The sequence below is a fragment of the Vibrio sp. YT-15 genome (assembly GCF_033337445.1).
Lineage (GTDB): Bacteria > Pseudomonadota > Gammaproteobacteria > Enterobacterales > Vibrionaceae > Vibrio > Vibrio alginolyticus.
The window spans coordinates 182,242-202,350 of the sequence record NZ_JAWOQR010000002.1 but is presented as its reverse complement, the minus strand read 5'-3'; the positions used below and the strand labels follow the sequence as shown (position 1 = coordinate 202,350).

Here is a 20,109-nt window from a genome sequence, read left to right as displayed (position 1 = left end):
GATGACACAAAAGTACTTAACGGCATTGCTAACCGTTAAGTACTTTTTCATTTGCAATGGAAGCAGCAAACTAGCCAATCCTTTCTCTTCCATGAGGAGTATTTAGGTCTAAATCAGGCCCTTTTGGTACAACTTGCGTCGGATTAATCCCAGTGTGGCTGAAGTAGTAGTGGCGTTTAATGTGATAGAAATCCGTCGTTTCTTCGACGCCTTCGACTTGATATAACTCTTTTAAGTAGCCTTGTATATTTTCGTAGTCTGCGATGCGCTGCTTGTTACACTTGAAATGCCCCACATACACCGCATCAAAACGAATAAGAGTCGTAAACAAACGCCAATCAGCCTCAGTAATTGTGTTCCCTGCTAAGTAACGATGCGTCGCTAAGTGAGCATCGATTTTATCTAAGGCATTAAACAAAGAATCAAACGCTTCTTCATACGCCTCTTGTGTAGTCGCGAAGCCACAACGATACACTCCGTTGTTGACATTTGGATAAACAAAATCGTTCCACTCATCAATAACGTGTTTTAGATGATCTGGATAGTAGTCGTCGTGATTCCCTGTTAACGCATTGAATTCCGAATTGAACATGCGAATGATCTCTGACGACTCGTTTGACACAATAGTATTGGTCTTTTTATCCCAAAGTACAGGCACGGTTACGCGGCCCGTGTAATCGGGTTTGGCCTGCGTGTAAATTTGATACATGCGCGTGTGACCAAACAATGGCTCAGGAAGCCCCATTTGCCAACCTTGGCTGAGCATATCAGGGCAAACGACCGTGACATCAATATGTGGTTCTAAACCTTTCAGCTTGCGGAAAATGAGGGTTCGATGTGCCCACGGACAAGCAAGAGAGACATACAAATGGTATCGACCGGACTCTGGTGTAAACTCCGCATCAGGGTCGTTTTTAACCCAGTTACGGAATCCGGCATCTTCGCGCACAAATTTGCCACCATTTGATTTTGTGTCATACCAGACATCTTGCCAAACACCTTCAACCAACTTACCCATGATTGCTCTCCTCTCGTTCTGTTTGTGTCTATATTAGCGTTTCCTATCAAACAGAGAATCATCGAACTTAGGACATCATGTTCAAGAAATTCGAATGTATAAATCAGACACATAAAAAAAGCGCGACCCGATGAAGGTGTCGCGCTTAAGCCCGTCACAGGCTGAATTTATACACTAACGTGTAAACAAGATACCGCGTGAACGTCATTACCTAAAATGGTTGGCTTTGTCTTCGCACACTCTTCGGTTGCTTGTGGGCAACGAGTGCGGAATACACAACCCGACGGTGGGTTGATAGGTGAAGGAAGATCACCCTCTAGCATTTGGATTTTCTTATTGCGCTCAATATCCGGGTCCGGGATCGGAACCGCAGACATCAGCGCACGCGTATATGGGTGCTTAGGATCAGCAAACAGAGCCTCGGCCTCGCCAAGTTCCACGGCATTACCTAAATACATAACTAAAACGCGATCTGAAATGTGTTTAACGACAGACAAGTCATGAGCAATGAATACCAGAGAAAGCCCTAACTCTTTTTGAATCTCTTTAAGTAGGTTAACCACCTGAGCTTGAATAGATACATCAAGCGCCGATACTGGCTCGTCACAAATGATCATCTTAGGCTTAAGGATAAGCGCACGCGCTATCCCGATACGCTGACACTGACCACCCGAGAACTCGTGTGGGTAACGGTTAATCACGTTAGGTAATAGGCCAACTTTCGCCATCATCTCTTTAACGCGATCTTTCACTTCCTGCTTAGACAGTTCTGGATAGAATGTCTCAAGAGGTTCAGCAATGATATCACCAACAGTCATACGCGGATTCAGCGATGCCAATGGGTCTTGGAAAATCATCTGAATTTCTTTACGCGTCTCACGGCGCTGAACGCTTTTCATTTTAGTAAGGTCTTGACCCAACCAAACTACTTGGCCGTCAGTAGCTTCAACCAGACCAATGATGGCACGAGCAAACGTCGATTTACCACAACCTGATTCACCTACTACACCAAGCGTTTCCCCTTCGTATAGTCGAACGTTCACGCCATCTACCGCTTTCAGGCTCGAAGGCTTTGACCACGGCCATGCCGACTTTGAGGCAATGCTGAAGTGAACTTTCAGCTCAGAAATGTCCAGAATTAGTTTTTTGTCTACTGCGTTCATTTGTTCCAAGCCTCCCATTCAGAAAAACATGCACGCTGACGACCATCACCAAATGGTGTCAGAATTGGCGCCTCGCGCTTACAACGATCCATCACACGGTGACAGCGCTCTTGATAAGGGCAGCCCGGCGGTAGACGAAGCAAGTTTGGTGGATTGCCAGGAATGGTCGGCAGAATTTCACCCTCAGTATCGAGGCGAGGAATCGCCTTCAGCAGACCCTCCGCATAAGGATGGCTTGGATTATAGAAAATTTCGTTTACGTTGCCGTACTCCATGGTACGGCCTGCATACATCACCAGCACCTTGTCACACGAACCTGCAACCACACCAAGGTCGTGCGTGATCATGATGATCGCTGTGTTGAACTCAGATTTCAGCTCATTCAACAAGTCCATGATCTGTGCTTGTACCGTCACATCAAGTGCTGTTGTTGGCTCATCGGCAATAAGCAGTTTAGGACGACATAACAACGCCATCGCGATCATTACACGCTGACGCATACCGCCTGAAAACTCATGCGGGTACATCGTGATACGCTTACGCGCTTCAGGGATTTTTACCGCTTCCAGCATGCGTACTGATTCTTCAAATGCTTCCGCTTTGCCCATGCCTTTGTGCAGCATAAGCACTTCCATCAACTGATCACTCACTTTCATGTAAGGGTTCAGTGATGTCATTGGGTCTTGGAAGATCATTGCGATCTGTTCCGCACGCACTTTATTCAGTTCTTTTTCTGGTAAGTTTAGGATTTCTTTGCCTTCAAACTTTGCGCTACCAGAAATAATACCGTTCTTAGCCAAAAGGCCCATGATTGCGAATACGGTTTGAGATTTACCTGATCCCGACTCTCCAACGATACCTAAGGTTTCGCCTTGGTTGAGAGAGAAGTTCAAATCGTTTACTGCGGTTACGATACCATCTTGCGTGGTGAATTCGACGCGCAGATCTTTGACATCTAATAAGCTCATCATTGCTTCCTTAATCTTATCTTTTAATTATCTGTCTTTTGGATCCAGCGCATCGCGCAGGCCGTCACCAACGTAGTTGAAGCAGAATAGCGTCACAACCATGAACACTGCTGGGAATGCCAGCTGCCAGATTGCTACTTCCATTGTCTGTGCACCTTCTTGTAGAAGAGCGCCCCAACTTGTCATTGGTTCCTGAACACCAAGACCAAGGAATGATAGGAATGATTCCGTTAGAATCATACTTGGGATAAGCAGCGTAGAGTATACCGCTACAATACCCAGTACGTTCGGTACGATATGACGAGTAATGATTTTCCAGTTGCTTACACCACACACATGTGCCGCTTCGATAAACTCCTTGCTACGTAGACTAAGAGTCTGACCACGTACGATACGCGCCATATCTAGCCATGCGATAGCACCAATCGCAACGAAGATCAGCATGATGTTACGACCGAAGAATGTTACCAGTACAATCACCAGGAACATAAACGGTACCGCGTATAAAATTTCTAGAATACGCATCATTACGCGGTCAACTTTACCGCCGATGAAACCAGATGCTGCGCCGTAGAGCGTACCAATCAGTACCGCTACAAATGCACCCATAACACCTACCATCAACGAAATACGACCTCCAATTAGCGTACGCACGTATAAATCACGGCCTAAGCTGTCAGTACCAAACCAATGGTCAGCATTCGGTGCAACGTGCATCGCGTACCAGTCAGTATCATCAAATGTGTACGGTGCGATCATTGGCAGGATAATAACCGCCAACGTCATTAGAACAAGAAGGAATAAGCTCACCATCGCCGCTTTGTTGCGCATGAAACGGATACGAGCATCTTGCCAAAGACTGCGACCTTCAATCTCCAAGTTTTCGGAGAATTTCTCAATCGCTTCTAGGTTTTCTTTTTTCGTTAACATAACCAAACGTCCCTGTTAGTAGCGAATTTTCGGGTCAATCATTGCAAGTAAAATATCTACAATCGCGTTGAATAGAATGAATAGGAAACCAATCAGAATGGTTACCCCCATTACTAGCGAGTAGTCACGGTTAAACGCAGCGTTAACGAATAGTTTACCAATACCAGGCAGACCAAAAATGGTTTCGATAACAACGGAACCGGTGATGATACCTACGAAAGCTGGACCCATGTAAGAAACAACAGGGAGAAGTGCCGGCTTAAGAGCGTGTTTGATAATGATATAACGGTAACTTAGACCTTTAGCACGTGCCGTACGAATAAAGTTACTGTTTAGGGTTTCGATCATCGAACCACGCGTGATACGAGCAAAGGTAGCAACATACAGTAGCGACATACCAATAACAGGAAGCACTAAATACTGCCAGCTACCATCTTGCCAACCGCCCGCAGGGAAGATATTCCAGTGAAGCGAGAATATGTAGATAAGCGCAGGCGCTAATACAAAGGATGGCATTACGACACCAAGCATCGCAGTCGACATAATGGTGTAATCAATCCAAGTATTTTGCTTGAGCGCAGCAATGGTACCGACGGTAACCCCCATTATCAAAGTAAAGATAAAGGCGATGAAGCCCACTTTAGCCGAAACAGGTAAGGCAACCGCGATCAGCTCGTTTACTGAGTAATCAAGGTATTTAAATGACGGTCCGAAATCACCTTGGATAACATTGGTCAAATACGTGGTGTATTGTTCAAATACAGGTTTATCCAAGCCATATTTAGCTTCGATATTTGCCATTACTTCGGGTGGCAATGGACGCTCTGTCGAGAAAGGGTTTCCCGGTGCAAAGCGCATAAGAAAGAAAGATACGGTGATCAAAACCAACATTGTTGGGATCGCCTCAAATATCCTTTTTGCGATGAATTTAAGCATAAACTCACTCTTTCAGTCTGTGACAGTTAAATTAAAGAAGTCGTCCAATTCTTTTGGACTAAAGATAGGCGCTACATGCAATTTCTCACATGTAGGGCCTCATTTTTATAGTTCTATCGAGTTACGAATTACTCTGTGATGTAGAGATCTTTAGAGTAAATCTTGTCTTCCGCGTTATTTACTGGGAAGCCACCAACTTTCGGTGATAGTAGACGTGATTTCACGTACTGGTAGATAGGTGCGATTGGCATATCTTTTGCCATCAACTTCTCTGCTTCTAGGTAAAGTGCTTGGCGCTCTTCGTCAGAAGTTGAAGCAAATGCTTTGTTCATGATCGCATCGTACTCTTTGCTGTCGTAGTGAATACCACCAGTAGTGTTATTACTCATCATCAGCGTTAGGAAAGATGAAGCTTCGTTGTAGTCGCCACACCAACCTGCACGAGCAACCTCAAAGTTGCCAGAATCTTTGGTAGATAGATAAGTTTTCCACTCTTGGTTTTCTAGCGTAACGTCTAGACCAAGCGTCTTCTTCCACATTGAACCCAGTGCAACCGCAAGTTTCTTGTGGTTCTCTGATGTATTGTATAGAAGGTTAAATTCAAGAGGGTTGTCTGCGCCGTAACCTGCTTCTTCCAATAGACGCGCAGCTTCTGCGTTACGCTCTTCTTGCGTCATTTTGCCGTATGCAGGGATTTCTGGGTTGAAACCTGCCGTAATTTCAGGTGTTAGGAAGTAAGCTGGCTTTTGACCTTGACCTAAAATCGCATCAGTCACAATGTTACGGTCAATCGCATAAGAAATCGCTTTACGCACACGAACATCATCAAACGGCTTTTTCTTCGTATTGAAGATGTAGTAGTAAGTACATAAGTTACCGGTTACAGACACTTCTTGTGGGTGCTCTTTCTTCAGACGCTTGAAGTGCTCTGTAGGCAGCTCGTTCGTGAAGTCGATTTCACCCGCTAGGAAGCGGTTCATTTCCGCTACTTGGTTCTCGATTGGTAAGAAAGTCACTTGATCAAGCGTCGTGTTTTCGTTGTCCCAGTACTGTTCGTTACGTTTTAGAACCAAACGCTCATTTACAACCCAGTTGTCAACAACATAAGCACCGTTACCTACAAAGTTCTCTGGCTTCGTCCATTGATCGCCGAACTTTTCAACAGTTGCTTGATGAACAGGTTTCACTGTCGTGTGGCCCATCATCATTACAAAGTATGGTACTGCAGTATCTAACTCAACCACTAACGTGTGGTCGTCAACCGCTTTAACACCTAACTCGCTCTTATCTTTTTTACCCGCAACAATGTCTTTTGCGTTCTTCATCTTGGTGTATTCCATGTACCAAGCATATGGAGAGGCGGTTGCTGGATCGACTGCACGTTGGAAGCTGTAAACGAAATCACCTGCAGTGACAGGATCACCGTTTGACCATTTTGCGTCTTCACGTAAGTGGAAAGTGTATGTTTTGTTGTCTTCAGTTTCCCAAGATTCTGCAACACCAGGGATAGTGTTACCGTCCGCATCTTGGTTTACAAGGCCTTCAAGAAGATCGCGAATCACGTGGGATTCTGGAACACCTTGAGATTTATGAGGGTCTATTGTCGCAACTTCTGTACCGTTACCACGCACCAATTCTTGAACAGCAGCAAGTTTTGGCTCTTTAGAATCAGATTTAGCTTCAGGGGCTGGAGCCGGAGCAGGCTCAGCAGCTTGTTTCTCCGCAGGCTTTTCACCACAACCAGCTAGAGCGAGAGAAAGACCAGCACCAATAAATAAAGCGCGCGTGATTTTATTCTTATACATGCGTAAAACTCCAAATTTTTTCGTTAGCATCCATGACTTCTTTGTAAGGGCCTGGAACGGTCAGAGTTTTAGATTTTTTTAGTGCACTTTCTGAGCACAAAAGTCTAAAACCTTACAAAGACTGCGGCACACATTAGCAATCATTGAAGTAATTTGCCATAAAAATGTAGCAAAAAAACCAATAATGCTGACTAAACCACACATATCTAGCAGTAAACTCTAACCCCAAAACATTCACCAGCCAAATAAAGACCAGAAGCGACATTTAACAGGCGAAACTTTCGATTAATCTGAGTTTAAACCATTTACTAGCATCTTATGCTAGATATTTACACATCATTTAACATTTATGACAAATCAAGTCTAACAAATAATTGTTTATATATTGGGCAAAAAACTTTTATTGTGAAGAATATCACCAGACAAAAGATAGGAAATATTGAAACAAAGTGAGCAATACAATGAAGATAAATACAAAAAAAGCTAAGTGCCATTAGCACTTAGCTTTTTTCACTAGAATGCGGGTTAGTTCTATTTTTCCCAACGCTGTGCAGCTTGATGATCGGTGTCGCGCGACTCAATCCAACGATCTTCATTCGTCGTACGCTCTTTTTTCCAAAATGGTGCTTGGGTTTTCAGATAATCCATGATGAACTCGCACGCATCAAATGCCGCGCCGCGGTGCGCACTGGAAACGCCCACAAATACAATTTGATCACCGCTATCCATGTCTCCGACACGATGAATCACGCGTACACCTAATAGTGGCCAGCGAGACTCAGCTTGATCGCAAATATCGCTCAAGCTCTTCTCTGTCATCCCCGGATAGTGCTCTAGATGTAAACCAATGACATTATCCCCAAGGTTCATATCTCGAACTTTACCAACGAATGTAACGACAGCGCCGGCAGCCGTCCCTTCAGATAGACGTTGATATTCTTGCTCAACCGAAAAATCTTCAATTTGTACAGAAACACGAGAATCCATCTTAACCCCCAGTTACCGGCGGGAAAAACGCAACTTCGTCACCTGCTTTTACTTGTGTATCCAGAGGGACGATGGATTGGTTCACTGCAGCAAGTAGCTTTCCTGGCTCGAGCGCTAAATCCCACTTGCCATCTTTCTCAGTGCCTTCTTCCACTAGATGTGCACGAATTGATTCAACCGTTTCAAACGGCCCGTCTAACTCGACACTGTCGATGCCAATCAGCTCGCGAGTTTGAGCAAAGAAAAGTACTTTAATCATGATTCCACCTTAAAGTGACCAGATTTACCACCCGTTTTCTCTAATAGACGAACTTGACCAATAACCATGTCTTTTTGTACTGCTTTACACATATCGTAAATCGTTAGAGCAGCAACGGAAGCTGCCGTGAGCGCTTCCATTTCCACGCCAGTTTTACCCGCAAGTTTACATACTGATTCGATGCGAACTTTGTTTTCTGCTTCGATAGCTTCCAGTTGAACTTCAACTTTAGAGAGTAGTAGCGGATGACAAAGTGGAATCAAATCCCAGGTTTTCTTCGCAGCTTGAATACCAGCAATACGAGCCGTCGCAAATACATCACCTTTATGGTGCTGGCCAGAGACAATCAGTTGAAGTGTTTCTGGGGCCATGTGAACAAATGCTTCAGCACGAGCTTCACGAACCGTCTCCGTTTTTGCTGACACGTCAACCATGTTTGCTTCGCCAGAAGCATTGATATGTGTAAATTGGGTCATTGTTTTTCCTTCGCTTTTAGGAAAGGTTATACAGATAGGTGTGGCATGAAGTTACAAGGGCGATGACTTGCATCCAACTGCTGTTTAATAATTTTTGTCCAGCCTGTGCGACACGCACCAGTTGAACCTGGCATTGCGAAGATCACGGTGTGGTTAGCAAAACCAGCAATCGCACGAGACTGAATCGTAGACGTACCGATCTCTTCGTACGACACCATACGGAACAACTCACCAAAACCTTCAACTTCTTTATCAAATAGAGGCTTAAGTGCTTCTGGCGTGCTATCACGTGAGGTGAATCCCGTACCGCCAGTAATCATGATCGCTTGTACGCTTTCATCAGCAATCCATTGAGAAACAATCGCGCGGATCTTGTACATGTCATCAATAACAATTTGCTTGTCTACTACGTTGTGACCCGCTTCTTGAGCATGCTCAGCTAGGTAACGACCAGAGGTATCGTTTTCTTCAGTACGAGTGTCAGATACCGTTAGAACGGCAATATTTGCAGGTTGGAATTTGCTTTCAGCGTGACCCATTTGTTCACCTATTCTCTTAATTAGCTTTGATACGCTTGGTATCGATTCGGAAAAAGTTAGAGCCAGCTTATCAGTGAACTCGCTCTAAAAATTGAATGAAGTTAGCCGCCGATAGACGCGAGGTGTGGCGTCATACCAGTATTGCCATCATGCAAGAAATGGCTTACCGACTTGGTTTGTAACTGCGCCTGGATACGTTCAATAAGCTCACTATCTTGCTCATCACGTTCCAAAAGATCACGCAATTCTACACCGTGGTCTCCAAACAGACATAGGTGCAGCTTACCCATCGCAGAAACGCGCAGTCGGTTGCAGCTTTCACAAAAGTCTTTTTCATAAGGCATGATAAGACCTATTTCACCCTTGTAATCAGGATGAACAAATACTTGCGCAGGACCATCATTATGCGAGCGCACTTTCAGCAACCAACCATTTGCAATTAGCTGGTTACGAATTGCCACTCCGGATACATGGTGCTTATTAAATAGCTCATCCATCTCACCCGTTTGCATCAACTCAATGAAACGCAGTTGGATTGGACGATCTTTTATCCAGTTAAGAAACGCTGGCAGCTCGTGATGGTTCAGATCTTTCATCAACACCACATTAACTTTTACTTGCTCATAACCGACCTCGAACGCACGTTCGATACCATTCATGACTTCAGTAAACTTATTTTCACCTGTGATTTGATGAAACATACGCGGGTCAAGGCTATCCACACTGACATTAATGTGGGTTAAACCCGCTTCACGCCAATCTGCGACTTGTTTTGCCATGCGATAGCCATTGGTTGTCGTTGCAACTTTTTGAATGCCAGGCGTCGCCGCTACTGAATGGATAATGTCGGTAAAATCTTTGCGTAAGCTAGGCTCACCACCAGTGATGCGCACTTTTGACGTGCCACAATCAGCGAATGCTTTTACGACCCGTTTGATTTCAGGGAGAGATAAAAAAGACGAGTTTTTATTGCCCGAAGGCTTATAGCCATCAGGAAGGCAATAGGTACATTTGAAATTACATACGTCGGTCACAGACAGACGCAAGTAATAAAACTTACGATGAAATTTGTCTTCGAATTGTTGCGCCACGGAACACCTTTCCAAACACGGGAGGCATGGCCATTTCCAATCATGCCCTTGTGACAGTATGCCACTGGCTCAAAACGCCTATCCAAGGACTTAGCAATAGTGAGCTCGGAGTTATGGCAACCAGAGATATGAAATCTCTGATAGCTTTGCGGTGTAAAATACTTAATATTTGTAATGGAATCCAGACTTGAGTGATAAAAAACTCTCTAGAGACACAATTTACCGCTAAGTGAGTACCTTTAAGACACTCCTTAAGATAAATTGTAGCCGTTTTTTATTAGATTATTAGAAGAACATAATGAATATCTACACAGATAAAAAAGTGGTCGCTGTTGGCGGTGGTCATGGCTTAGGTCGAATGCTGGCCGCATTACGAGATTTTGGCAGCAATGCAACTGGGATTGTTGCCACGACTGACAATGGTGGTTCAACAGGAAGAATTCGTCACTGCCAAGGAGGAATCGCTTGGGGAGACACACGTAACTGTATTAATCAGCTCATTACAGAGCCTTCAATCAGTTCGATGATGTTTGAATATCGCTTCACAGGCACTGGCGAACTTGATGGTCATAATCTTGGTAATTTGATGCTTACTGCACTCGATAACTTATCGGTCAGACCTTTAGATGCCATTAATCTGATTCGCAATATGTTAAAAGTCGACGTTAACATCCTTCCTATGTCCGAACACCCTTCGGATCTTTCCGCGTTATCCGTAGATGGGAAGTGGGTTACGGGAGAAACAAATGTCGACGAAATGAAAGCAGACTTGCGACGTTTGGATCTTTCACCAGAAGTGCCTGCTACCAAAGAAGCCATCACAGCTTTGGCGGAAGCGGACGCGATTATTCTTGGCCCTGGCAGTTTTTTAACCAGTATCATGCCTCCTTTATTGCTGCCTGAACTCGGCAAAGCGATTGCAGCAAACACAAAAGCAAAAGTCATTTTTGTTGCTAACCTGAGTCCAGAATACGGCCCAGCAGGACGAATGACGATGGCTCAAAAATTAGAATGGTGTGAACGTGCCTGCCAAGGAAGAAAAATAGACGTGGTCCTAGCAGAGAAAACCGAGCAAGACGTCTTAAGTCAATGGAATGTAGTGACGGAGTCACTCGCCTCCTCTAACCGAGACTGGCGTCACGATAGAAACAAGCTCAAACTAGCGATTGAAAGTCAGCTACAACTTTCTATTTAAGAGCACGTTACCTGGCTAGCGCCCTCTTTCAAGGTGTTTATTGATAATAAAAACCCTTCTGTCATCGAAGGGTTTTAGTTCAGGCATCCAGTAAGAACAAATGTTTACTAAGAAAAAATGGTTAATAGGAATAAATAGTTACTGTCGCCAAGAGCGATAAGCATCTCGAGTTTCGTGCAAAAGATCGAACATAACCTCTAACACCTCAGACTCCGCAGTTAACTCACCGGCTTTCGCTTTTTTGTCTATAGACATCGCCAGTTCACAAAGGCGATCTGCCCCAAAGCTCGCAGCACTACTTTTCAACGCGTGGCTGATTTCTTTTGAGTAAGCTAATCGCTCTGCCCCCTGCAGTTGGGATAAGTTCTCGATATAGGTATCCATTTCTCCTAGGAAGATATCGAACAGTACAGGTACGTTGTCACTGCCAATTTCCATCGACAGTTCATCTATTTTTTGCTGATTTAATACATTTACACTCATACTTTTTGCCGCTCTTCCTTGCCGTTCCATGCCTGTAACTTGCGGTAAATCGTCGACGGACTGACATCAAGGTATCCCGCCGCTCGAGGAATATTGCCATCACATGCTTCAATCGCTTGCTCGATTGCCATTTTTTCCGTCATCCATAATGGCATAATCTCAGATGCGGTCATCGCTTTCGGCTCAATTAATTTAGCCACAGACGACGGACGGTCAAGCGGTTGATTCAACGGTGGCGGTAACATGTCCAACGTAATCTCTTTACCGTTGTTTAGAACAACGATATTGCGTAGCACGTTTTGTAACTGACGAACGTTACCCGGCCACTCATAGCTGTTGAATCGCTCGATGACATCAGGCGCAAAACGTATGAAGCTTTTTCCTTCTTCGTGTGACATGTAACCTAACAGTGAGTATGCAATTTCAATAACATCTTCGCCTCGTTCGCGTAAAGGCGGTAAATGCAAAGGAATGACATACAAACGATAGTACAAATCTTCACGGAATCGACCTTCTTGTACCTCTTTCCAGGGATCACGGTTAGTGGCACACACAAAGCGCACATCCACGCTCTTCATTTTTGAGGAACCCACTTTTTGGAATGTGCCCGTTTGAATAAATCGTAGCAACTTGGTTTGTAAATCCAAGTCCATCTCACAAAGCTCATCTAGAAAAAGTGTGCCGCCATCCGCTAACTCAGCCGCCCCTTGACGATCATTCGCAGCACCAGTAAAGGCCCCTTTTACGTGACCAAACAGTTCACTCTCAATCAAATCTTTTGGAATTGCAGCACAGTTAATTGCAATAAAAGGCTTGTCACCACGTTTACTTGCTGCGTGGATTGCCTCGGCACATACCTCTTTACCAGTACCACTTTCACCAGTGATAAAAATACTCGCTTTACTGCTCGCCGCGGAATCTATCGTACGGTAAACCTGCTGCATGGTTTGGCTACTGCCGATAAACCCCTGATAGCTCTGATTACCTGGATTATCGGCTTCATTTTTTAGCTTGGTCGCTTTACGAATGGCATTGTTAACCGTGACACGTAAACGGTCTGCTTCACACGGTTTGATTAAAAAGTCTTGTGAGCCATGACGCATGGCCTCGACAGCGGTATCGATAGAACCATGCGCCGTCATAAAGATTATAGGTACGTCGGGATGACTCTTTTTAACGGCATGTAAAACGTCCATCCCCGTCATATCTGGCAGACGGAGATCGAGTAAAATAAGATCTGGAATTCGATGATTTAGGCTCTCAATGGCATCCCTACCTGTGCCGACAATATTGATATCTATGCCAAGCGGTGTCAGGTATGAGCGGTACAGAGCCGCAACAGATGCGGTGTCCTCGACCATTAAAAGGTAACGAGACTTTGGGCCTTCGGGTTTTTGTTGCATAACCTAGCTATTATTTTGTTGTGTTTTAAACAATAATCGCATTACGCTTTGCATTTTGCAAATAACATTAGCTAAATTATGGGCAAAGGAAAAAATTCAAAAATAATATCAATTATTTAAAAAGTGGCACAAACCATGCTGTAACGATAGTGACCCCTCGGGTCACCTAGCCAACTGACGTTGTTAGTGAACGATATGTTCACAAAACAAGCCAATAGACCCGACTGCCTATTGGCTTCTTTTTTTTACAAGCGACCTAAAATGCTTGGATAGTTAAATCGGTAAGTTTGTTCAACTATTTGCGATGAACTGCGCTCGTAGTTTTTCAATCTCGTCACGCTTTTGTGCCGCTAACTCAAATTCTAAATCTTGCGCATGCTGATACATCGCTGCCTCCAGTCGACTGATTTCTTTTTCTAGCTGCTGAGGGGACAGTGCCTCGTAAGTTTGCGAAGGCTCCGCCACTTTCGATAATGGTACCTGTTTAGTGTTACGCTGGCGTTTAGACTTAGTGATATCGCCAAGTTCCATGATGTCTTTGATATTTCGTTTGAGCGCTTGTGGCGAAATACCCATTTCTTCGTTGTACGCTTCCTGCTTCTCGCGACGACGGTTAGTTTCATCCATCGCCTTTTTCATTGAGTTGGTGATTCGGTCAGCGTATAAAATCGCCTTACCTTCGATGTTTCGTGCAGCACGACCAATGGTCTGAATGAGTGAGCGTTCAGACCGCAAGAAGCCCTCTTTATCCGCATCCAAAATTGCAACTAACGAGACCTCTGGCATATCCAGGCCCTCTCTCAATAAGTTTATTCCCACCAGCACGTCAAATTCCCCAAGACGAAGGTCACGGATAATTTCCACACGCTCAACAGTATCAATGTCTGAGTGTAAATAACGTACCTTAACATCATGTTCGTGAAGGTATTCGGTGAGATCTTCAGCCATTCGTTTGGTCAGTGTTGTAACCAGAACTCGTTCATCTTTAGCAGCGCGAATACGGATCTCAGACAATAGGTCGTCGACTTGGGTCGCTACTGGGCGAACTTCCAACTCAGGGTCAAGCAAGCCTGTTGGACGAACGACTTGATCCGCCACATCACCCGCCGATTTTTCTAGTTCGTAATTTCCGGGCGTAGCAGAGACGAAAATCGTTTGTGGCGCTAGTGCTTCAAACTCCTCAAACTTCAGTGGACGATTATCCAAAGCTGAAGGTAACCGGAAACCAAACTCCACCAGCGTTTCTTTACGCGAACGGTCACCTTTATACATGGCACCTATCTGCGGTACTGTCACGTGAGATTCATCGATGATCAACAAGCCATCATGAGGTAAGTAGTCAAACAGGGTTGGTGGCGGCTCACCTTCCGAGCGTCCACTGAGATAACGAGAATAGTTTTCGATACCGGAGCAAAAGCCCAACTCATTCATCATTTCGATATCGAATTGAGTGCGCTGGCTAATTCGCTGCTCTTCCAGTAGCTTGTTGTTATCTAGAAGCTGCTTTTTGCGCACTTCTAGTTCGACTTTAATATTTTCAATCGCTTCAAGAATGCGATCTCTTGGCGTGACATAGTGCGTCTTGGGATAGATGGTATAGCGCGGCAAGTCTCGTTGTTTGACCACGCCTGTCAATGGGTCGAACACACTGATGCAATCCACCTCATCGTCAAACATCTCAACGCGCACAGCGTCTTGGTCTGATTCGGCTGGGAAGATGTCAATCACTTCACCTCGAACACGGAATTGGCCACGCTCAAATGCAACGTCATTGCGCGAGTATTGGAGCTCCGCTAGGCGACGAAGCATATCACGCTGATCAATCACATCTCCACGTCGCAAATGAAGCATCATTTGTAAGTAGGATTCCGGATCACCCAAACCATAGATAGCTGAAACCGAAGCAACGATAATAGCGTCTTTCCGTTCCAATAAAGCTTTAGTGGCAGACAGTCGCATTTGCTCAATGTGGGCGTTAACCGAAGCGTCCTTTTCAATGAAAGTATCTGTTGTGGGAACATATGCTTCAGGTTGGTAGTAATCATAGTAAGAAACAAAATACTCAACCGCATTATTAGGAAAGAATGACTTCATCTCACCATATAACTGAGCAGCAAGCGTTTTGTTTGGCGCAAGTAATATTGCAGGTCGTTGGGCTTGAGCAATCACATTCGCTAGTGTGAAGGTTTTACCTGAGCCTGTGACCCCCAACAAGGTTTGATGTGCTAGCCCAGCATCGAGCCCCTCAAGCAACTGATTGATCGCTCCTGGTTGATCGCCCGACGGCTGATAATCGGAGACCAATTCATAGACTTTACTCATACCCTTCCTCAATTTTACTGCGCTTTGGCTGTATATATATACACCTTAGCTAATGAAATCTACGTCTATCGAGAATTTAACCATCATTGTTAATAAATTTTCTTGTTTGTCTAGAATGCTATAGCCATACAAAAGTGACTCTGATATAGTACTTCGCCCTAGTTGAAGAGCTACACACATTCTTCACATTATAGTTTCCACAACTTTTCCCCAAAAATTAGCTTAAAACTTTCTTATCCCCAAAAGATTGATTTTTATCCACTTTGAATACCTTTTGATTAACATCGATAAATCTCTGTTTTATTTGCTTATTTTACGCATAACTCTGACTAAAGATTCATTAAATAAAAACTTAGTTGCATATCAATTTTCTTTACCCAGATCTCATCAACATACTTATCCACAAATTTAGTGGATAACTAACCTCGAGCCTTTACTGGCAAGCCATACAGAAAAGTAAAGCCCTTAACTCAATATTTTTTTCTAAAAATGTATTTTTTTACTGTTGACAGTAGTTTGAGTTGTAGCCCGCCGCGCGGTTTGAAAAAGGATACCGCACAAAATGAAAAGCTTTGAGATTTCCATTTCTAGCGGTTTCTCCCTAAACCATACTTCTACCGATAAACGTTTATCCCACTTTTAAACGCCGTTTAAAGATTAGTTGTCAATGCGCTTCCTCTTTTGAAGATAACTACTCCCACCATGTCACCCCAGGGGCTGGCGGGAGGTTGTTATCGTCTTTAAACATATCAGCCACGTAGTTCGTCGCCTTAACGCTGCATTTAGTTTTCTCGTTGTTTATGTTGGGCGTTATCGAGGTAATCACCGCAGGCTCTGAATAGCGAGTTGCATCACCAAACAACCAAAGCGGCGGTTCAATTTGCCCAGTCAGATTCGGGATAAAGTCCAGCTGGCCATCGAGCATCACCACGCGGCTACTAACTTTCGTCGCGACAAAAGGCCCATTGCCAGTGCCATCATGACGTCGAACGGTCATATAGTGAGTATCGCCCACCGTCCATTCTAAATCCCGTTCTACGGTAATTTGAGCCACTAGTTCATCGTTGCTGTTGCGGACCACCTGCCAGTCGACTACCTCACCGAACTGGCCAAAGTTTGGCAGGTCATCACACAACTCCGCATAGTCAAGGTAGGTACTATTGAGCGCGTCCATTTCCGTAGTGAACGAGTAATTGATTTTTTCACCCTGAGTGCGGCGCAGCATGCGCATGCCAATGCGCCAGGCGCGCGTTCTTGAGGTGACGCCTTTGGTCAGCTCCAATTCGCCCCATTTACTGATCGCGTTCTTATCGCCTAGCCAGCACTTGACGCTGCTTGTTGTCCAGTCGGTCGGGTCCATGTAATACACAATCAAGCCCTCGTTCTGGTCGGGATCATACAGTGTGGTGGTGATAGTTAAACCGTCACCCTGCATGACGTCCGGCGTGTAGACATGACCAGCACCAGTTTTCTCAAACAGGCGCTTAGGCAGGATCTTGCCAATGTCGAAACAAAACTCAGCCATACCAGACTGCAGGACCGTTTTTAATGCCGAGTAGATGGTGCCGTCATCAACAAAGCCACCGTCGAAATATTCCTCGTTTGGTGACCACACGTTGTCATGCATCCACAGCAACTCATCCATATCGATGTCATCATCCGACCCGCCAGACTGATGCACGATATAGCGCACTGCAGGGGCAATGTCTCGGGTGGCGTATAACTCTTCGGTCCAGCCGCCCGCCCCATCGGGTACCGGCAGTTTTCGGGTTTGCAATACCTTGAACTTGTTGGTGGCCGATGAGGAAAGATTGGAATCAGAACGAATCGAGATGGCCAGCGTGGTGCTGGTCTCGTAGCTGCTCGCCGTTGGAAGTTTACTCTTTAAACGCATCCACTGCAGTTTATCCAGGTACTTGGTGTCATCATACGATTTGGTTTTTCTGACCAGCATTACCTCTGGGCGTATCGCGTTTGGTAGCGTGATCGGGTGAGTTTGGCCAACCTGGTCGAAACTCTTTTCTGTGTAGGTAAACGGGAATACCTGCCAGTCATCGAGCTCACCGACATCGGCATCACGCACCCAGACCTCCCAGTCCACGGTGTGGTTTTGCAACCTGCCTTTCTTGTCGTATCGTCCCCACCCAGAGCTACGCAGCATGTCAATTTCAATGTAATCGGTGGTGTATCCTTCAGGGCACCCCACATAAGGGCCAAGCTGATAATCGGGCAATGTGTCACTGGTTACATCCAGTGAGATACCGCTCGTATACGTTCCGCCAATAAAGCCGGTCCAATCTTCATCCCCGACGCGCTTCACCGTCATCTGATAGTTAGCGTCGGTAGAAACGACTTCGTAAAGACCATCATCCGTGCTGGTTGTCGTGATCTTAATTGTTACACTTGGCGCTGGCGTTAAGTCGGTAACGTCATTACCTTGCAGGTCTTTGAAAGTTAGTTCCGTGTCTGACAGAGGCACGGCCAAATAAGTTGAATCATTCGAGCCTGCGCCAGATAGCTGAACCTCCTGATTGACGCTAAGGACGCTAAAGCCTTTTCCGATAACCTTATCCGGCAGGGGTTCCCCTGTCGTGCCATCGTTACCGCTGTCAACAATCTCGACAATGTCATCAATTAGGACTGATGTGGATGAAATGCCAGTAATTGTAAACGTGGTACCGGCTTCCCATTCTAAGTTTTTGTTCTTCCAGTAGTAGGTGGTCTCTCGGTCGCCGTCGCCATAATAGCTTGTGCTTGAAAAGCGATCCTGAACAAGCACCGTTTTTTCACTCAGAATAATGGATTTATCATCTTCAACGCTTACGGTTACTGAGGCGCTAGGACCGATAAAATCCAGACCGCTGGAGCTGTCCGTCCCGCCGACCTCTTCCGCGGTGTAAATGTTCTTATGGGCCTCATGAGTCGTGACATCCTCACCAGGGCCAAATAGCTGCCAGTTCGCGTCGTCACTTAGGCGACTGATGGGCGTGCCAGCAATGGTCAATCCGGTTGAGGATATCTGGTAGTGACCTTCACCAACGTGCAGCATCAGAGCGAGAACCTGCTCATTGTTCTCGTTGTAATACTTATACGGGCTGCAAAGGTAACTCGGCACGGACTGATGACGGCCAAACCACTCCGGTCGGACGCCCATTAATTCCGCCTTATTCACCTGGACGTTAATGTCATAGATGTTTTTGCCGGTTGGTACAGTAGAGGAATTGGAGCCCAGCTGGTTCATGTTGTTCATGGTGTAAACAGAGTACGCCGCGGTCAGCGCCGCGACAGCGATATACGCCCATGAGACCGGATCAAGTCCTTTAGGTGGAATCACAACATCAATGGTGTCACTATCAAGTAACACTCGGTTCGCCCACTCTTTTGGGTTAAATGCCTGGCCATTAATCGTGGCCACAAAGCGAGGTGTTTTTAACTTATGCCCTGTTGGCCCGTCATCCCAGCCAGGGACATGACGGTCGAGATAGGCTTTGAATGTGGGTTCATGAATAGGGTTTTCTTCTCGAACTGTCACATCGGCAGCGTCAGGATAAACAATCAGTGTGGCCATCTGGGTCTTTCCATTGGTAATACTTGGTAACAGGCGCCAGCATTTCAAACATGCTGCGGCGGTGGATAGTGGCTTTATTATCATAAGCGTGAATTATGCGACGGTCTGGCAGTACCAACCCAATATGGACCCACCGGCGGTTTTTATATTGCGCCGCCAGCGCCAGAGGTTGAAATTTGCATTCCTCCACGCTGTCATGCACGCACCAAGCCGCACGTTGAGTGATCGCTTCATCTTTATGGCTGAGTGCGGGAAACTCAGGCATCAACACGCCCGTGAATTGGTGATAGAGCCAACGCACAGAGCCATAGCAATCCCACCCATCAAGATCGCGGCCACCAGGCACATATGGGACGCGCTTCGCCACGCTAATAATTTCCTCTGCGTTCATAGAAAACCTTTTGATTCGTTACGAGATGGTCGCTAGACCAGGGGCGTACTCGACGGTAAATCGAGGACGTGGCCAAGCGCTGTTGCTGAGATAGCCGATACCAGCGGAAACCGAGCAATTGGTGCGCGTGGTCGCCGCTTTGGTGACTTTGAATTTTATCGGTTTGGAAGCGGGCGACATTAGATCTGAAGCCATGTACTCGCGCAAGGTAATATACACATCCGCGCCAGCTTGGCGCGCCGCCTCTATCATCTGACGCGCTTCACCGGTGACGTTATCGAGACCAAACTGCAGCTCCATTTCAGCGCCGGAGGCAGACTTAGGCAAGTTTACTGACAACCCATACGCCTCGAAAGTCACCGGGGTGGCATCTTCGAGGGCGGCAGTGACATCCTCAAACGCTGAAACCAAATAACGGGTTACAAAAGCGGTTGAGGTTAACTGCAGGGTGATCAGCTTGTCATCCGGCCCAGCACTGGCGTGGTATTGTTTTAGGGCTTGAGACATAGGATTAATCTCATTTTAAGAATTGACTGGCAATTCGCTACGCGCCAACAGGCATCGATGGCGCGGCG

General features: G+C 45.6%; 18 protein-coding genes and 1 riboswitch. Of the genes, 1 reads left to right on the top strand and 17 read right to left on the bottom strand.

Annotated elements, in window-relative coordinates; translation table 11 throughout:
- Positions 1–70: 70 nt before the first annotated feature.
- From R7D93_RS05055 to moaA, 11 genes are all read right to left on the bottom strand, one after another.
- Positions 71–1,018 carry a glutathione S-transferase family protein gene (locus R7D93_RS05055; protein WP_005387267.1) on the bottom strand — a complete coding sequence of 316 codons (948 nt, stop codon included), beginning with the start codon at positions 1,016–1,018 and terminating at the stop codon, positions 71–73.
- Positions 1,019–1,185: 167 nt separating this feature from the next.
- Entirely contained in the window at positions 1,186–2,199 is a 1,014-nt protein-coding gene (oppF, locus tag R7D93_RS05050) for a murein tripeptide/oligopeptide ABC transporter ATP binding protein OppF (RefSeq protein ID WP_005387265.1), read from the bottom strand.
- Complete coding sequence (locus R7D93_RS05045) at positions 2,178–3,149, bottom strand: ABC transporter ATP-binding protein (RefSeq protein ID WP_005380792.1); 972 nt, start codon at positions 3,147–3,149, stop codon at positions 2,178–2,180. Before R7D93_RS05045 ends, oppF begins: the two co-directional genes overlap by 22 nt.
- Positions 3,150–3,176: 27 nt before the next feature.
- Positions 3,177–4,079 carry an oligopeptide ABC transporter permease OppC gene (gene oppC / locus R7D93_RS05040; protein WP_017633861.1) on the bottom strand — a complete coding sequence of 301 codons (903 nt, stop codon included), beginning with the start codon at positions 4,077–4,079 and terminating at the stop codon, positions 3,177–3,179.
- Positions 4,080–4,094: 15 nt separating this feature from the next.
- Positions 4,095–5,015, bottom strand: coding sequence for an oligopeptide ABC transporter permease OppB (gene oppB, locus R7D93_RS05035; RefSeq protein ID WP_005380786.1), 921 nt, complete (start codon positions 5,013–5,015; stop codon positions 4,095–4,097).
- A gap of 128 nt (positions 5,016–5,143) precedes the next feature.
- Positions 5,144–6,820, bottom strand: a complete 1,677-nt coding sequence (locus tag R7D93_RS05030) for an ABC transporter substrate-binding protein (RefSeq protein WP_017633862.1) — start codon at positions 6,818–6,820, stop codon at positions 5,144–5,146.
- A 531-nt stretch (positions 6,821–7,351) separates the two neighbouring features.
- The gene (moaE, locus tag R7D93_RS05025) at positions 7,352–7,807 is read right to left on the bottom strand and encodes a molybdopterin synthase catalytic subunit MoaE (protein WP_005380781.1); all 456 of its coding nucleotides are present in this window, start codon (positions 7,805–7,807) and stop codon (positions 7,352–7,354) included.
- Between the two features lies 1 nt (position 7,808).
- The gene (gene moaD / locus R7D93_RS05020; protein WP_017636051.1) at positions 7,809–8,066 is read right to left on the bottom strand and encodes a molybdopterin synthase sulfur carrier subunit; all 258 of its coding nucleotides are present in this window, start codon (positions 8,064–8,066) and stop codon (positions 7,809–7,811) included.
- Positions 8,063–8,542: a cyclic pyranopterin monophosphate synthase MoaC gene (gene moaC, locus R7D93_RS05015; RefSeq protein WP_005380779.1), complete on the bottom strand. Its 480-nt coding sequence runs from the start codon at positions 8,540–8,542 to the stop codon at positions 8,063–8,065. Before moaC ends, moaD begins: the two co-directional genes overlap by 4 nt.
- Positions 8,543–8,568: 26 nt before the next feature.
- Positions 8,569–9,081, bottom strand: coding sequence for a molybdenum cofactor biosynthesis protein B (gene moaB / locus R7D93_RS05010; RefSeq protein WP_005388935.1), 513 nt, complete (start codon positions 9,079–9,081; stop codon positions 8,569–8,571).
- A gap of 101 nt (positions 9,082–9,182) precedes the next feature.
- The gene (gene moaA, locus R7D93_RS05005) at positions 9,183–10,172 is read right to left on the bottom strand and encodes a GTP 3',8-cyclase MoaA (RefSeq protein WP_225495424.1); all 990 of its coding nucleotides are present in this window, start codon (positions 10,170–10,172) and stop codon (positions 9,183–9,185) included.
- Positions 10,161–10,295: riboswitch (molybdenum cofactor riboswitch) on the bottom strand. It overlaps the preceding gene by 12 nt.
- 175 nt (positions 10,296–10,470) lie before the next feature.
- Here moaA and R7D93_RS05000 point away from each other — a divergent pair.
- Positions 10,471–11,367: a YvcK family protein gene (locus R7D93_RS05000; RefSeq protein WP_225495426.1), complete on the top strand. Its 897-nt coding sequence runs from the start codon at positions 10,471–10,473 to the stop codon at positions 11,365–11,367.
- A gap of 138 nt (positions 11,368–11,505) precedes the next feature.
- On the opposite strand, the gene luxU is transcribed toward R7D93_RS05000, so the two are convergent.
- The 6 genes from luxU to R7D93_RS04970 all read right to left on the bottom strand — a co-directional run bounded on the left by luxU (position 11,506) and on the right by R7D93_RS04970 (position 20,041).
- On the bottom strand, positions 11,506–11,850 hold the full coding sequence (gene luxU, locus R7D93_RS04995; protein ID WP_005380770.1) for a quorum-sensing phosphorelay protein LuxU: 345 nt from the start codon (positions 11,848–11,850) through the stop codon (positions 11,506–11,508).
- A complete protein-coding gene (gene luxO / locus R7D93_RS04990; protein ID WP_005380768.1) occupies positions 11,847–13,253 on the bottom strand; it encodes a quorum-sensing sigma-54 dependent transcriptional regulator LuxO in 1,407 nt (468 codons plus the stop codon). The genes luxU and luxO overlap by 4 nt, the downstream gene beginning before the upstream one ends.
- A 291-nt stretch (positions 13,254–13,544) precedes the next feature.
- On the bottom strand, positions 13,545–15,575 hold the full coding sequence (gene uvrB, locus R7D93_RS04985; protein ID WP_017636056.1) for an excinuclease ABC subunit UvrB: 2,031 nt from the start codon (positions 15,573–15,575) through the stop codon (positions 13,545–13,547).
- 691 nt (positions 15,576–16,266) lie between these two features.
- Positions 16,267–19,143 carry a host specificity factor TipJ family phage tail protein gene (locus tag R7D93_RS04980; RefSeq protein ID WP_140249234.1) on the bottom strand — a complete coding sequence of 959 codons (2,877 nt, stop codon included), beginning with the start codon at positions 19,141–19,143 and terminating at the stop codon, positions 16,267–16,269.
- The gene (locus R7D93_RS04975; RefSeq protein ID WP_180803837.1) at positions 19,118–19,510 is read right to left on the bottom strand and encodes an NlpC/P60 family protein; all 393 of its coding nucleotides are present in this window, start codon (positions 19,508–19,510) and stop codon (positions 19,118–19,120) included. The genes R7D93_RS04980 and R7D93_RS04975 overlap by 26 nt, the downstream gene beginning before the upstream one ends.
- A 42-nt stretch (positions 19,511–19,552) precedes the next feature.
- The gene (locus tag R7D93_RS04970; RefSeq protein WP_140249232.1) at positions 19,553–20,041 is read right to left on the bottom strand and encodes a DUF1833 family protein; all 489 of its coding nucleotides are present in this window, start codon (positions 20,039–20,041) and stop codon (positions 19,553–19,555) included.
- Between the last annotated feature and the right edge of the window lie 68 nt (positions 20,042–20,109).

Bases quoted from the DNA above. Each gene is read 5' to 3' on its own strand.
- moaD (WP_017636051.1), bottom strand. From the start codon at position 8,066: ATGATTAAAGTACTTTTCTTTGCTCAAACTCGCGAGCTGATTGGCATC.
- luxU (WP_005380770.1), bottom strand. From the start codon at position 11,850: ATGAGTGTAAATGTATTAAATCAGCAAAAAATAGATGAACTGTCGATG.
- moaC (WP_005380779.1), bottom strand. From the start codon at position 8,542: ATGACCCAATTTACACATATCAATGCTTCTGGCGAAGCAAACATGGTT.
- oppF (WP_005387265.1), bottom strand. From the start codon at position 2,199: ATGGGAGGCTTGGAACAAATGAACGCAGTAGACAAAAAACTAATTCTG.
- R7D93_RS05030 (WP_017633862.1), bottom strand. From the start codon at position 6,820: ATGTATAAGAATAAAATCACGCGCGCTTTATTTATTGGTGCTGGTCTT.
- oppC (WP_017633861.1), bottom strand. From the start codon at position 4,079: ATGTTAACGAAAAAAGAAAACCTAGAAGCGATTGAGAAATTCTCCGAA.
- moaB (WP_005388935.1), bottom strand. From the start codon at position 9,081: ATGGGTCACGCTGAAAGCAAATTCCAACCTGCAAATATTGCCGTTCTA.
- R7D93_RS05055 (WP_005387267.1), bottom strand. From the start codon at position 1,018: ATGGGTAAGTTGGTTGAAGGTGTTTGGCAAGATGTCTGGTATGACACA.
- luxO (WP_005380768.1), bottom strand. From the start codon at position 13,253: ATGCAACAAAAACCCGAAGGCCCAAAGTCTCGTTACCTTTTAATGGTC.
- moaE (WP_005380781.1), bottom strand. From the start codon at position 7,807: ATGGATTCTCGTGTTTCTGTACAAATTGAAGATTTTTCGGTTGAGCAA.
- R7D93_RS04980 (WP_140249234.1), bottom strand. From the start codon at position 19,143: ATGGCCACACTGATTGTTTATCCTGACGCTGCCGATGTGACAGTTCGA.
- R7D93_RS04970 (WP_140249232.1), bottom strand. From the start codon at position 20,041: ATGTCTCAAGCCCTAAAACAATACCACGCCAGTGCTGGGCCGGATGAC.
- R7D93_RS05000 (WP_225495426.1), top strand. From the start codon at position 10,471: ATGAATATCTACACAGATAAAAAAGTGGTCGCTGTTGGCGGTGGTCAT.
- oppB (WP_005380786.1), bottom strand. From the start codon at position 5,015: ATGCTTAAATTCATCGCAAAAAGGATATTTGAGGCGATCCCAACAATG.
- uvrB (WP_017636056.1), bottom strand. From the start codon at position 15,575: ATGAGTAAAGTCTATGAATTGGTCTCCGATTATCAGCCGTCGGGCGAT.
- R7D93_RS05045 (WP_005380792.1), bottom strand. From the start codon at position 3,149: ATGAGCTTATTAGATGTCAAAGATCTGCGCGTCGAATTCACCACGCAA.